Annotated in this window: 10 protein-coding genes; 8 read left to right on the plus strand and 2 right to left on the minus strand. The window is 41.8% G+C overall.

What is annotated here, in order from left to right; genetic code table 11:
* Positions 1 to 159: 159 nt before the first annotated feature.
* A complete protein-coding gene (locus tag P2W82_RS09585; RefSeq protein WP_336515657.1) occupies positions 160 to 2,739 on the minus strand; it encodes a phosphoenolpyruvate carboxylase in 2,580 nt (859 codons plus the stop codon).
* Between the two features lie 354 nt (positions 2,740 to 3,093).
* On the opposite strand from P2W82_RS09585, the gene thrA reads away from it, so the two are divergent.
* From thrA to P2W82_RS09610, 5 genes are all read left to right on the plus strand, one after another.
* Positions 3,094 to 5,538 (plus strand): bifunctional aspartate kinase/homoserine dehydrogenase I, encoded by a 2,445-nt coding sequence (thrA, locus tag P2W82_RS09590; protein ID WP_336515658.1) that lies wholly within the window; start codon positions 3,094 to 3,096, stop codon positions 5,536 to 5,538.
* A 163-nt stretch (positions 5,539 to 5,701) separates the two neighbouring features.
* Positions 5,702 to 6,634, plus strand: a complete 933-nt coding sequence (locus P2W82_RS09595; RefSeq protein WP_336515659.1) for a homoserine kinase — start codon at positions 5,702 to 5,704, stop codon at positions 6,632 to 6,634.
* 23 nt (positions 6,635 to 6,657) lie between these two features.
* Complete coding sequence (gene thrC / locus P2W82_RS09600; protein WP_336515660.1) at positions 6,658 to 7,956, plus strand: threonine synthase; 1,299 nt, start codon at positions 6,658 to 6,660, stop codon at positions 7,954 to 7,956.
* 43 nt (positions 7,957 to 7,999) lie between these two features.
* A complete protein-coding gene (locus P2W82_RS09605; protein ID WP_336515661.1) occupies positions 8,000 to 9,970 on the plus strand; it encodes a glycoside hydrolase family 97 protein in 1,971 nt (656 codons plus the stop codon).
* Positions 9,971 to 9,998: 28 nt separating this feature from the next.
* Positions 9,999 to 10,463, plus strand: a complete 465-nt coding sequence (locus P2W82_RS09610; protein ID WP_336515662.1) for a hypothetical protein — start codon at positions 9,999 to 10,001, stop codon at positions 10,461 to 10,463.
* A gap of 90 nt (positions 10,464 to 10,553) precedes the next feature.
* Here the strand turns inward: P2W82_RS09610 and P2W82_RS24810 are convergent, their stop codons facing one another.
* Positions 10,554 to 10,748, minus strand: coding sequence for a DUF6966 domain-containing protein (locus P2W82_RS24810; protein ID WP_419555714.1), 195 nt, complete (start codon positions 10,746 to 10,748; stop codon positions 10,554 to 10,556).
* Between the two features lie 57 nt (positions 10,749 to 10,805).
* On the opposite strand from P2W82_RS24810, the gene P2W82_RS09615 reads away from it, so the two are divergent.
* From P2W82_RS09615 to P2W82_RS09625, 3 genes are all read left to right on the plus strand, one after another.
* Positions 10,806 to 11,603 carry a ThuA domain-containing protein gene (locus P2W82_RS09615; RefSeq protein WP_336515663.1) on the plus strand — a complete coding sequence of 266 codons (798 nt, stop codon included), beginning with the start codon at positions 10,806 to 10,808 and terminating at the stop codon, positions 11,601 to 11,603.
* A 117-nt stretch (positions 11,604 to 11,720) separates the two neighbouring features.
* Positions 11,721 to 12,884, plus strand: coding sequence for an alpha/beta hydrolase (locus P2W82_RS09620; protein WP_336515664.1), 1,164 nt, complete (start codon positions 11,721 to 11,723; stop codon positions 12,882 to 12,884).
* A gap of 72 nt (positions 12,885 to 12,956) precedes the next feature.
* Positions 12,957 to 14,489, plus strand: a complete 1,533-nt coding sequence (locus tag P2W82_RS09625) for a glycosyltransferase family 39 protein (protein WP_336515665.1) — start codon at positions 12,957 to 12,959, stop codon at positions 14,487 to 14,489.
* Positions 14,490 to 14,617 lie beyond the last annotated feature (128 nt).

Here is a 14,617-nt window from a genome sequence, read left to right on the forward strand (position 1 = left end):
TGAACTATGAACTATGAACTTTTTTAAAAACAAAATTCCTAACCAACCCACCAGTCCTAAAAAAAGCCCGTCAGAGAATTCTGATGGGCTTTTTTAATAAGTCCGAATCCGTATTACGAACAACGAACGTTAAACTTCCAACGTTCTGCACATTCGGCCCTAGGCAGAGTTTCTTCCCGCATTGATAATCCCAAACGAACACCTCATCACCAGCTTTTCATAACTGGACTTCAAAGGAGAATTGATCAGCTTCTCCTCAAGCTCACGGACACGCGTAATCGCATACTGCTGGATTGTAAGTAACGGCAATACGATTCTTTCACGCATCTGCACGGACAACTGTTCAACCGGATAATCTGCCATGAGTTCGTTATTACCCGATATTTTAAAAATGTATTGTTTGGTCAATTCATATTCATTGTATATCCTGTTCCAGATTTCACCATATACAGGATGATCTGAAAGAAAAGCAGTCAGCGGGAAAAAGCATTTCTTCATCGCCATCTCACAGTTATCCATCAAGGCCTTGAAAAAAGGAGAATTTTCATACAGTTTTTTTACTTCATTAAGACGACCTGCTTCGTCTATTCTCTTCAATGCCGTACCCACGCCATAATAACCAGTCACGTTTTGCTTCAGCTGGCTCCATGCGCCAACAAATGGAATTGCGCGCAAATCTTTTAATGATAAACGACTACCTCCACCCCTTTTCGCAGGTCTGCTACCAATATTGGTCTCCGCATAAAATCTTAATGGACTGGCATGGCCCAGGTAATCAGTAAAATAAGGGTGATCTTTTAAACTGATATAAGCCTGGTAACTGATTTCACTCAGTTCCGTTAGCAGCGCTTCTTCTTTTGCATCCAAAGTTTCCTTTTTCGAAGAAAAAAGATCATTCTGTATTCCGGCGTGTATGAGTTGCTCAATATTAAACTGGGCCGCATCGATAGTACCAAAATTGGAACTGACCGTCTGCCCCTGTATCGTAATCTGAATTTCCTTTGAAGCAATATTCTTTCCCATCGAAGAATAAAAACGATGTGTCTTTCCGCCACCACGCGCGGGAGGACCGCCGCGACCATCGAAAAACACCACCTCAATTCCATATTCTTTTGAAATACGTGTCAGGTTTTCCTTGGCTTTGTAAATACTGAAGTTGGCCATCAGATAGCCACCATCTTTCGTGCCATCACTGAAACCCAGCATAATTGTCTGCTTATTGCCCCTTCTCCTGAGATGCTTGCTGTACAATGAATTTTCATACATTTCACGCATCACTCCTTCAGCGTTCTTCAGGTCATCTACCGTTTCAAAAAGCGGGACGATGTCTACTTTAATTTCTTCCGGTTTCCATCCACGCAATTGGAACAAAGCATATACTTCAAGAATGCTTAATGCACTATTGCTCTGACTGATAATGTAACGCTCACAACCTTTCGGTCCATTATAACTTTGAATTTCCTTTATTACATCGATACACTGTAATGTATCCTTCACCATTGCATCATCGAAATCCTCAGCCTTCACCACATCTTTTATAGCTGATAATGCTTTTATTTTTTCATCATGAGAGAGACTTGCATAACCTGACGGGATTGCCTGTGTATGCTCAGCAATATAATCGAGCACCTTCGTATGTACTGAACTCTCCTGGCGTATATCGAGTGAAGCGAAATATAATCCGAACAATTCCACGCGATAAATCAGTGTATTCAGCAAACCAACAAACAAGCTGTTGTGCTGGTATATCAATGTCTCCTTAATCGAACGTAATGTGCTGAGAATCTCCTCTGCATCAAGATCGGTTTTCTGGCCTGGAATAAAGATGTTGTTGTACAGTTTCTTTTCCAGGTCGAGCAGGCTTTGCTCAACACCTTCGAAAGTAAGTCTGCGCCTGAGTTTTCTCACTTCGAGATAATAGCATTTGATAATACTGCCACGTAACGCATCAGCTACCTTCAATGTAATATCTGAAGTGACAAAAGGATTACCATCGCGGTCGCCACCGGGCCAGAAGCCCATCTCAATTACAGGATTGGCCTCGGACATCGCATCAGGAAACTGCGATTTTAGAAAAGCAAGAATGCGGCCTGAAGCAGGATAAAAAACATTCTCGAGGTACCAGATCAAACTGATCGCTTCATCAAAAGGTGTTGGCTTTATTTTTTTGAAAAACGGAGTTTTACCAAGCTGCTGCAGATACATATTGATTTGCGACACATTATTTTCCCCGATCGCTCTTGACAGATCATTGATGATGCCCAAAACGGCGCCAGGATAAAATTGGGTAGGGTGTGCCGTTAGTACAAGCCGGACTGCAAAATCATTCAGCTTCTGTGCGAGTTCCTCTGTTTTTCCAGTCTGCTGCACTTCACTCTCCAGATGCTTCAATGTACCTGCACCAGACATATCATTAACATCGCGGAAAGCCGCATCTTCCAACGCATCAAAAAGTACAACCTGCCTTTCCACATATTGTACAAACCGAAACAGAACATCAAGCCTTTCCTGTTCGGAGCTGTATGATGTATGCTTGGAAAAAAACTCATCGATGATTTCCAGCGGCGTTTGTTTTCTTTTAAATCCTTCTTCGCAATTGGATTGAAGGAGAGAAAGCATGATCCCAGTCTTCTCGATCCTATGAAAGGGCAAAGAAGTAAACAGACTGTTGTACAGCTGAAATTTGATTCCTACCTGATTTTTAAACTGCTGAAGTGCCGGAGAATTAACATTACTCATGAAATAAACAACTTTAATCAGAATACAGAATACTGAATACAGGATACAGGGTTCTGTACGCTGGGTGTAGAAAAACAGGCAAGTGAATCGAATCGCATGAAGTTAATTGAAATTTTTTGTGATAATGTTGTTTTCTCAGAATTCTGTATTATCTTCAGACCCTATTTTTAGAAAATTGGAAGCAAACAAGACATATTCTTCAAAACTTCTCCGGCAGTTCACTACTGCATCGGCTTCCATTATTATTACAACTATTACAACCCGTTAAGGGTTGAGTATACACATACCATCAAGGGGCTTTGGCTGTACATCCACAACAGGAAATCAAAATTTATTATCGGATAATCTCAAAATATGCAGGTCTTAAAATTCGGCGGTAGTTCAGTAGGTAGCGCGGAAACCATAAAGAAAGTGATCAGTATTGTCTCAGCAAGAAAAAACCGGGGAAAAGCTTTTGTAGTTGTTTCTGCCATGAGCGGTACAACAGATGCTTTATTGAATTGCGGTGCATTAGCGGCAGCAGGAAATGAGGAATACAAAGAAATTCTCCAGCAAATAGAACAACGCCATCTTGAAGCGGTAAAAGAACTTGTACCGGTTCAGCAGCAGAGCGCTACGCTGAGTCTCGTTAAAACCATCTGTAACGAGATGGAAGATATCTGTACTGGTGCTTTTCTCCTCGGTGAACTTTCACCGCGAACTAAGGACCGCGTCGTCAGTTATGGAGAACTGCTTTCATCCCAAATGATTGCTGCTGCTTTCAGAAGTGCGGGACACTCTGTTGAATGGAAAGATGCGAGGCAACTCATCCGCACCAATGCAAATTTTGGAAATGCAATTGTCGATTTTGAAGCGAGCAATGCTTTGATCGATGCTTTCAACAAAAATTGCAATGCAGAGATTATCCTGGTACCTGGATTTATTGCTTCCGAAAGTCATGGTGCTACAACTACGCTTGGTAGAGGCGGATCGGATTATACTGCTGCCATTCTCGCGGCTGCACTCGATGTGGCTATCCTTGAAATATGGACGGATGTTTCCGGGATGATGACAGCCGATCCACGCTGGGTGAGCAATGTGAGGATCATTCCGAACATCTCTTACCAGGAAGCAATGGAGCTGAGTCATTTCGGCGCGAAGGTGATCTACCCTCCTACTATTCAACCCGTAATGACCAGGAAAATTCCTGTGTGGATCAAAAATACTTTCGCACCTGATGATGCAGGTACTGTGATTGAGAATGATGCAGCTTCACCGAATGGCGATATCATCCGTGGTATCAGCAGTATTAACCAGATCGCGCTACTGAGTCTTGAAGGTAGCGGCATGGTGGGTGTACCTGGATTTTCTAAACGTTTGTTTGAAGCCTTAGCTTCTTCCCAGATAAATGTTATTCTCATTACGCAAGGATCCTCAGAACATTCGATATGCGTAGGTATCGAAGCCGGTGCTGCCAGTAAAGCTAAGGATGTTGTTGATGCTGCTTTTCATGTGGAAATTGCACTCGGAAAAGTAAACCCGTTGGTGATAGAAAAAGATCTGTCCATCATAGCGCTCGTGGGAGAGAATATGAAAAATCACCCCGGTATCAGCGGCAGAATGTTTGGTGCCCTGGGTCGAAACGGAGTGAATGTAAGAGCAATTGCGCAGGGTTCATCTGAAAGAAATATATCCGCTGTCTTGGCTACTGCGGAAATCAAAGAAGCACTGAATATTCTTCACGAAGAATTTTTTGAAACTGCATATAAACAGGTCAATCTTTTTGTAACAGGTACGGGAAATGTGGGAAGTAAATTGTTGGATCAGATAAAACAACAACAGAAGTACCTGGCGGAACATCGCCGGTTACAGATCCGGGTGATTGGTCTTGCCAACAGCAGAAAAATGCTGTTCAGTAAAGAAGGAATACAACTGAGCAACTGGAAAGAGCAGTTGGATAAAGGCGAAAAAGCAGATATCAATCAGTTCGCTGATCAGGTCATTCAACGCAATCTGCGTAATACGGTGTTCGTGGATATAACCGCGAGCAGTGATGTGGCAGGAATTTATGATAAGCTGTTACGCAAATCGATGACCATCGTTGCATGTAATAAAATTGCAGCATCTTCTGCTTACCCGGAATACAGAAAATTAAAAGATCTCGCAAGAGAATTCAATTGCAGGTTCCTTTTTGAAACAAATGTTGGTGCCGGACTACCGGTGATCGGTACACTAAACGATCTTATATCCAGTGGTGATCAGATCAACAGGATTGAAGCCGTGCTTTCAGGAACCCTGAATTTTGTGTTCAACAATTACGATGCAACTGTCCCATTTTCAGACATCGTAAAAAGAGCACAGGAGGAAGGTTATACTGAGCCGGATCCACGACTTGATTTAAGCGGGACCGATGTGATGCGCAAGATCATGATCCTCGCACGCGAAGCTGGTGAAAAACTCGAGATGGAAGATATCACCTGCCGTGCATTTCTTCCCGAATCCTGTATGCAGGGTTCAGTAGATGATTTCTATAAGGAAATGAAAAAGCAGGAAGACCATTTTAAATCTATTTACGAAGCAGCAAAAGCAGCAGGAAGTAAACTGAAATTTGTTGCATCTTTTAATCGTGGAAAGGCGGAAGTCGGACTACAGCATATTTCCCCGCAACATGATCTGTTCCATCTTTATGGCAAGGATAACATCGTTCTATTTTATACTGAACGCTATCCCGAACAACCGATGGTCATCAAAGGTGCTGGTGCAGGCGCCGATGTAACGGCGAGCGGGGTTTTTGCTGATGTGATGAGAGCTGCGAACTAAGGCCGGACGCCGGGCTGCGAAGTACGAATGGGTTAAATGTTATACGTTTAACGTTAAACGTTAGCTTCGACAATGGCGAAAGCATTTACAATAGCAGAGTCCAGACTGTGGGTGAAAGACGATGAATGAACAACGAAAAACGAAGAACGAACAACGAAGAACAATGAAATCAAAAAATACCATCACCATCGCTGCGCCCGCGACAGTAGCCAACCTGGTTTGTGGATTTGACATTCTCGGTATGGCTTTGAATGAACCGGCTGATATCATGAAGATAACAGTAAGTGATAAACCGGGCCTGAAGATCACCCATACTGATGACTATGGACTTTCTACTGTGCCGGAGAAAAATGTTGCCGGCGTTTCATTGCTCGCAATGATGGAAGAACTTCCTGCAGGTACTGGCTTTGAACTTGAGATCTGTAAGAATATTATGCCCGGTAGCGGTCTTGGTTCAAGTGCTGCCAGCGCTGCGGGTGCAGTGGCCGCTGCTAATCTTTTACTGGAAAAACCGTTCAGCGAATCTGATCTTGTCAGGTTTGCCATGAACGGAGAAAAACTCGCCAGCGGGGTTAAACATGCAGATAATATTGCACCCTGCATTTCCGGAGGTATCACACTGATACGTTCTATTCATCCCTTGGATATTATCAGTCTTCCCGCTCCGCCCCTATACGTTACTGTTGTACACCCTCAAATTGAAGTAAAAACTTCTGATGCGCGTCAAATTCTTAGAAAGGAAGTTCCTTTGAAAAATGCCATCAGGCAATGGGGAAATATTGCCGGGCTTGTTGCAGGTTTTATGCAATCGGATTATGATCTGATCGGAAGATCGCTTGAAGATGTGATCATCGAACCGGTGAGAAGTATTCTTATTCCGGGTTTCGATGATGTTAAGAAACGCTGCAAGGAAGCTGGTGCACTCGGTGGTGGTATATCAGGAAGCGGACCGTCAATTTTTATGCTGAACAAAGAAGAAAAAACAGCACTTGAAGTAAGATCGATCATGGAAGATATCTATAATACACTCGGGATCGAAACACGTATCTATGTCACTACCATGAATCAGAAGGGCGTGAAAATCATCAATGATTAAAATCTTCAAAGACAAAAAAAGAGATGCAATATTATAGCCTGAATCATAATGCCCCGGATGTCGATTTCAAGACTGCCACGCTCTACGGGCAGGCGCCAGACAAAGGACTTTATTTTCCTAAATACATCCCTCGCTTTTCCGAAAAATTTCTTCAGAATCTCAGTACGCTGTCTTCTGAAGAAATTGGTGTTGAAGTAATCAGGCCCTATATTGAAAATGAAATTCCGGAAGCAGATCTGAAAAGAATTGTCTCTGAGACTTTGAATTTTCCGATTCCGCTGGTGCCTGTTAATGATAACATCTGGTCGCTGGAACTATACCATGGACCTACACTCGCCTTCAAAGATATCGGCGCAAGATTCATGAGTCGCTGCCTTGGTTATTTTGCAAAACAGATTGAAAAAAGAATCGTCGTACTTGTCGCAACAAGCGGTGATACCGGTGGCGCAGTTGCTCATGGTTTCTATGATGTTCCGGGAATTGATGTTGTCATTCTTTATCCATCAGGAAAAGTAAGTCCTGTCCAGGAAAAACAATTAACTACGCTTGGAAAAAATATTCACGCACTCGAAGTGAAAGGAAACTTTGATGATTGTCAGCGCATGGTGAAACAGGCATTTACTGATAAAGAACTTACTGAAAATATTTTTCTTACTTCTGCGAATTCGATTAATGTTGCCCGCTGGTTACCGCAACAGTTTTATTATTTACTGGCTTTGAAACAATGGAACCAGGCACAGCCACCGGTCATTTCTGTTCCCAGCGGAAATTTTGGGAATATCTGTGCGGGGCTTCTTGCAAATGCATCCGGTATGCCAGTCGATCATTTTGTTGCCGCTGTGAATATGAATGATGTTGTTCCCCGGTATTTTGAAACGAAGCGCTACGAACCACTTCCTGCAAAAGCAACATTATCCAACGCGATGGATGTTGGTGACCCGAGTAACTTCATTCGTGTAAGAGAAATTTTCCACGATTCTTTTCCCGGCCTGAGTGAGAAAATGAGTTCAGAAAAATTCACTGATCAGCAGACAGAAGCCGCAATTGAAAAAGTATACCAGGCCTTTCATTATACATTGGATCCTCATGGAGCCGTGGCATTTCTGGGTCTTGATTCCTATCTCAAAAAACACCCAGGGAAGAAGGGCTTCATTCTCGAGACAGCCCATCCCGTGAAATTTCCGGAAAGCGTAGAAAGAATCACAGGCACAAAAATTCCGATACCGGAACATGTACAACCGATCATGTCGGCACAGAAGAAATCCATTTTAATCGATCCTGATTATGTTCAGCTAAAACAAAGCTTATCCAGCTTATTTTGACAGCTGCTTGATTTCTGATGAATGGTTTTCACTAATTTGAAAAATGAAAACGATTGTATTGCTGGTTTCCTTACTGATACTCCAAAAATTATCAGGGCAGGAAAACCTGTACTCACCGGATCGTACGATACGTGTGTCATTTAAAGTGGATTCGGTAATAAGGTTTGCGGTTGATGTCGATGGAAAAGAATTGATAGCGCCATCTGCAGTTGCTTTACAAATTGACGGGAAAGTGTACCCGAAAAATGTAATCAGCAATATCAAAAGAAATTCCGTTAAGCAGGACATCATAAATCCAATACCAGAACGACGTAAAATAATTATTGATCATTACAATTCCATCAGCTTTAAAATTAATCCGGTTTCAGGGTTGGAGTTCAGAGCGTATAATGATGGAATATCATACAGATGGGTTACCTTTTTTAAAGACAGTATCCGGATCAAAGATGAATTTTTCGAATTGGATCTCTCCGATTCAAAAGTTCCTATCATTTTTCAAGAGACCGAAGTAAGGGCGGGAGTCGACAAGTTTCACACCTCATTTGAAGACATCTATCAAAGAAAACCAGTCGATAGTATCAGTAAAGAAAGTTTTCTATATACGCCTTATCTTGTATCTCCGGATTCGGGCCCTAAAATATTAGTGACGGAATCTGATCTTGAAGACTACCCGGGTATTTTTTTCCATGGCAGCCACAACCAAATTCTGCATGCTGATTTTGCAGGATACCCGAACTCAGAAAAAGTTAACGAAGGAGAATTTCCCCAGGCCGTTGTTACGGGTAGAGAAAATTTTATTGCAGAAACAAAAGGCTCCAGAACATTCCCCTGGCGCGTAATGATTATTGCACGAAAAGATACAGTTCTCGCTTCCAGCGATATGGTTTATCGATTGGCATCACCTTCACGCGTACCTGACGTGTCATGGATTCATCCAGGCCAGGGAACGGATGAATGGATCATTGGCATTAGCTTGTTCAATGTTCCATTCAAAGCAGGTATCAATACGGCGACCTATAAGTACTATATCGACTTTGCAAAAAAATTCGGACTGGAAAGAATAATGCTGGATGCAGGATGGTCGGATACGAAGGATCTTTTCAATATCAACCCAGGCCTGAACATGGATGAACTTGCTGCTTACGCAAAACAGCAGGGAATAAAATTAAGCATGTGGACCCTGGCGTTGACGCTTGACAGACAGCTTGATTCTGCATTGGAACAATTTAGTCGCTGGGGCGTGGATTTTATTATGACCGATTTTATGGACAGGGACGACCAGAAAATGGTACAATTTTATCATCGGGTAGCAAAGGCTTGCGCGGATAAAAAAATTATGGTGATGTTTCATGGTGCATTTAAAACAGCAGGTTTTAACCGGACATGGCCAAATGCGGTTACCCGTGAAGGTGTCCTGGGTTCGGAATATAATATCTGGAGTGAGAAACCCACTCCGGATCATAATGTGACGCTGCCTTTTATCAGGATGGCCGCCGGGCCGATGGACTATGAACCAGGGCTGCTGGACAATGCCACAAAGCAGACTTTCAGACCCATATCCGGGAAGGTAATGTCGCAAGGCACCCGATGCCATCAGTTGGCAATGTTTTTGGTTTATGAAAGTGTGATCCAGATTTTCTCAGGAAACCCTTCACAGGGATTGATGGAGCCGGAATTTATGGAATTGCTTGGAAGCATACCAACCAGCTGGGATGAAACGATTGTGCTGGATGGGTCCGTGAGTAAGTATATTGTGACTGCAAGGAAAAATGGCAACGAATGGTTTCTCGGGGCAATGTCCGGATGGGAAGCGCCACCGCTTAAAAAGTATCCTTTGAATTTTTTAGAAGAAGGCGAATATGAAGTAACGATTTGCCAGGATGGAATAAATGCAAATCAAAACGCCATGGATTATACCATGCTGAAAAAAAGGGTAAGAAGAACCGATATGTTAGAAATTGAAATGAAAAACGGCGGTGGATTTCTGGCGAGATTCAGAAAATCAGGAAACTAATTTTTGAAATAAAAAAAGACATTAATCAATGAATAAAGTACAGATCATTATTGCAGCAACTGTTTTGTTCATGACTTCATGTGCAGGAAATAAAGAGAAAGATCCCGAAGTAGCGGATACAAACATTGCAAAAGAGACAACCATTCACTGTTATCAGAAAATCACAGGAAACGATACGATGCTGCTCACAATCAATAAAACCGGGCAAAAAGTTACAGGCACACTGATGTATGATTTTTATGAAAAAGACCGTAGTGAAGGCATGTTTGTGGGTAAACTTTATGGCGATACAATGATAGCGGAATACACCTATAAATCAGAAGGAAAAGAATCCGCCAGGGATATTGCATTTTTATTGAAAGAAGTAGATGTTTTAGAAGGATATGGGGTAGCGGAAGAGAAAAACGGGATATTTAAATTTACCGATAGGACAAAAATTGATTTTAGCGACTCGCTGATTTATAAAAACATTCCGTGTCCGCCACAGAAGTAGTTTTGGTGATTAGCGTCTTACATCCGAACATTCGAGGTTAGGCAAATTAACAAAAGCTATGCCTTTTCAGGAATTTATCAATTGTTGATATCATTCCTTTCTTAATTTATCTGATTCATCATTTTCCTGAAAACATAATTCTCCATTTTTATACAGAATTAAGTCAGTGAACGATCCCATATCAGCATATACACCAGGAACTTTTTTAACCGTCAGTTCCTGACTTGTGTGATTTAATTCCAAAATAGTTTCTTCAAAAAACTTTGACCATTTCTGTTCATTCACACTTAATAATATCTTTTGGATTTCGATCAAATATATTTGAATGCCAATTACTCAATTTTGACTTCAAAATATAAAGCTAAAAAACTGAAAAAAATTCCATCCATATTAATCCTGTCATTCCTGATTAATTTGGGCTCAACTCTTCACTCAGTTGCGCAAATAAAAGAAAAATCAGTTTTGGTTTTATTTGAAAACAAAGGCCACCACAAACCATTCACTGATCGTGCCGTACCCTGGCTTCAGCAACTGGCAAAAGATAGTTTATGGCAAATGACATTCATCACTGATGTCAACAAACTGAACAGTAATTATCTAAAAGATTTTCAACTTATCCTTCAACTGGATTATGTTCCCTACGGATGGAGCGATTCAGCAAAAGCTGCTTTCCGCAATTACATTGAAACAGGTTCTGGTGGTTGGATAGGCCTTCATCATGCCGGTTTACTCGGTGATTTTGACGGCTTTAAAATGTGGCCATGGTTTGCCGATTTTCTCGGCGGTATACAATACAGAAATTATATTCCGGGTTTTGCAGCAGGCACCGTCAATAACGAAAATAACACTCATCCGGTGATGAAAGGGCTGCCGGATACTTTTACTATTCATAAAGAAGAATGGTATACATGGGATCAGTCGCCACGATTCAGGGTACAGATACTGGCTTCGGTTGATGAACATTCGTACCGCCCGGACAGTGAAATAAAAATGGGCGACCATCCGGTGATTTGGACTAACGGTGACGCAAAATCGAAAAACGTGTACATCTTCATGGGTCACGATCCGGCATTGTTCGACAATCCGAATTTTGTGCGAATACTCATGAACGCTATCTGCTGGGCAATCAGTAACTCATAGCACAGATCAATACTTATTTCGCTGCTCAAAGGGGTGTTAATGTTTTTTAAATCTTCATGAGTGGTGAGGCAATAGAAAATGATTTCGATATGTTAGCAGTACCGATAAGTACTGCTCATGAAACCAGCGACCGCAAACACCCCACTGCTGTTATTATTCTTTGCCATGCTTGGAGCATGTAATACATCGCAGCTGCCTGGACATACTGGTTTGAAAGAGTTTGAAGAATATGATCAGGATCGCTTATTCGATACTACCAGTAAAGAACTGGGGCAAAAATTTCGTCCCGTAAAATTTGAAATATACTACCCTTCCTTTTGTTCAACACCGGACAGTTCTGTCACCTTCGGCGATTTTCTTGATATGTACGATCGGCGATTCAATTTCAATCGCTCAAGAGATTCAAGCAGAAAATCGAGCTTCGATTTTGCGCGCATAATTGGTGAAGCTCTGAAAATTGACGCACCTGAAAAGCTGCTCAATGTTGCTACCGGCATTTACAAAGATCTTCCTCTACCCCAAAAAAAATATCCGCTGATCATTTATGCTGCAGGCATGAATGGAGGAAGCTGGGAAAACAGTATACTGTTTGATAGCCTTGCAAAAGCAGGATATGTAGTGGCAGCGGTATATTCCGTTGGTAAATATCCCGGCTACATGACCGATCCCGTCGATCTCGATGAGCAGGTCAGAGATATCATGTTCGTGAAACGAAAAATGAAATCGATGCCATTCATCGATCACAGTAAAATTGGTTTGCTCAGCTGGAGTATGGGTGGAAGTGCCGCTACAAAAGCAGCAATGCTTTCCAATGATTTTAAATGCCTGTTATCATTCGACGGAACGGAGATTCATTATTACGGAAGAGACAGCAGCTGGGACAGACAATTCGATGAAATAAAAACAATACCACCCTTTATTCCAGAGCGCATATCGATTCCATACATGTACCTGTCCAGCTCCAGAAACTGGAAAAATGATTCTGTATATATTTTCCCTCAACACATTCATTCCGAAGAGAAATTTTATCTCGAGATGAAAGGCGCTGAGCACGAAAGCTTTTCCTCACTTTTTCCAATCGCAAAAGCGGCTCAGCCCGGAGTAGTTATCAATGATTCAAATCATCACGAACGCGTACCTGCTCTTACCCGCACTTTTTTTAACCAGTACCTGCTCAACAGGAAAGACGTTTCAACACGAGACACCATTTCAAAAATGACTTCCACGGAGCCTGGTCTTTTCTCAATTGAATATCCAGCACAGAAATATTCTGAAAAATAAGACGGCTATCGTTCAACGGTTTGAACAGCAGGGAATAATCATCTATCTTCCTTGTTCGCGAATAACTCAATTATGTCCGGACAAAGAACAGCAAATATCATTCTGGCCGTATTTATCATCGCAAAATTTTTGTTGCAGACAATAGTCGTTGATCCGGCTTATGAATTGCAGAGAGATGAATACCTGCATCTCGACCAGGCTAATCATCTGGCATGGGGTTTTCTTTCCGTTCCACCATTTACATCGTGGATTGCGTGGATGATCAAAATGCTGGGCAATACATTGTTCTGGATCAGGTTCTTTCCCGCCCTTTTCGGTGCTATGACTCTTTATTTTGTGTGGAAAGCGGTTGAACATCTCGGCGGTTCTTTGTTTGCATGTATTCTCGCTGCTTCTGGTTTGCTGTTTTCCGTGCTCTTACGATTGAATATTCTTTTTCAGCCCAATGCCGCTGATGTACTTTTCTGGACCATGTCCTTTTATTTCCTGATCAGGTATATCGGTACAAGGCAAAACAGGTTTCTCTATTTTATGGCGATCAGTTTTGCATTCGGCATGCTGAACAAATACAATATAATTTTCTGGGCCGTTGGTTTGTTGCCTGCGATCCTGGTTACATCGCAACGTAGGATTCTTGCGAATAAACATTTCTGGTTTGCTGCGATTGTTGCATTGATTATTTTCCTTCCAAACCTGCTCTGGCAGTACAATAATGGTTTTCCGGTAATTCATCATATGCAGGAGTTGAAAGAACGCCAGCTGGTGAATGTAACATTGAAAGGTTTCCTTGGGGATCAGCTGTTGTTCTTTTTTGGATCCTTCTTTATATGGATGGCTGCAATACCTGCTTTTATATGCTATCCGCCATTCCGAAAGTACAGAGTGATCGGATGGAGTTTTCTTTTTATTATCCTGCTGTTCATCTACCTGAAAGCAAAATCATACTATGCCATTGGATTGTACCCGATATATTTTGCCTTCGGAAGCATTTATCTTGATCAGCTTACAAAAGGAAAATACCTGCGCTTTGCGAAATTCCTTTTACCGGTTATTCCATTACTTCTGTTAATCCCGATGTTCAACCTCGTTTTTCCCTTATTAAGTCCGAAAGAAATAATGGCTAAAAAAGAAAAGTTTGCAAAGTTCGGCTTGCTCCGATGGGAAGATGGAAAGGATCACAACCTGCCGCAGGATTTTGCTGATATGAGAGGCTGGAAGGAAATGGCGCATCTTGTTGACAGTGCCTATGCATTGATTCCTGAAAATGAAAGACAATATGCGATTGTACTTACCAATAACTATGGGCAGGCAGGTGCAATAAATTATTATTCCAGATTCAAAAATATCGGTGCTGTAAGTTTCAATGCTGATTATAAAACCTGGTTCCCATGGTCAACAAAAGTGAAACATGGCATTCGGGTAAAAACCGATGAGCCAGGTGAAGATCCGAACGACACCGAAGAAAAATCACTCTTCAGTAATTACTACCTGATCGGGTATGTGAAGGATTCGTCTGCGAGAGAGTTTAATACTAAAGTAATCCTGCTGATGAATGCCAATACAGATATCAATAAAGTACTTGAAGCAGAAGCGAAGGAAGATTAGTTGTTAGTTATTAGTTGGAACAGGCGTTTATCTTAGTTGTCAGTATCCTCGGTAACTATTTTATCTTCAACCGCCCAGAATTTTTATTGCCTATTGTCTATTGCCTTCCTGTTTTTGTATTAGTATTC

It is taken from the genome of Pollutibacter soli, from assembly GCA_029269725.1.
In the GTDB taxonomy this organism is placed as follows: domain Bacteria; phylum Bacteroidota; class Bacteroidia; order Chitinophagales; family Chitinophagaceae; genus Pollutibacter; species Pollutibacter soli.

Bases quoted from the DNA above. Each gene is read 5' to 3' on its own strand.
- P2W82_RS09595 (WP_336515659.1), top strand. From the start codon at position 5,702: ATGAAATCAAAAAATACCATCACCATCGCTGCGCCCGCGACAGTAGCC.
- P2W82_RS09620 (WP_336515664.1), top strand. From the start codon at position 11,721: ATGAAACCAGCGACCGCAAACACCCCACTGCTGTTATTATTCTTTGCC.
- P2W82_RS09625 (WP_336515665.1), top strand. From the start codon at position 12,957: ATGTCCGGACAAAGAACAGCAAATATCATTCTGGCCGTATTTATCATC.
- P2W82_RS09610 (WP_336515662.1), top strand. From the start codon at position 9,999: ATGAATAAAGTACAGATCATTATTGCAGCAACTGTTTTGTTCATGACT.
- P2W82_RS09605 (WP_336515661.1), top strand. From the start codon at position 8,000: ATGAAAACGATTGTATTGCTGGTTTCCTTACTGATACTCCAAAAATTA.
- thrC (WP_336515660.1), top strand. From the start codon at position 6,658: ATGCAATATTATAGCCTGAATCATAATGCCCCGGATGTCGATTTCAAG.
- P2W82_RS09585 (WP_336515657.1), bottom strand. From the start codon at position 2,739: ATGAGTAATGTTAATTCTCCGGCACTTCAGCAGTTTAAAAATCAGGTA.
- thrA (WP_336515658.1), top strand. From the start codon at position 3,094: ATGCAGGTCTTAAAATTCGGCGGTAGTTCAGTAGGTAGCGCGGAAACC.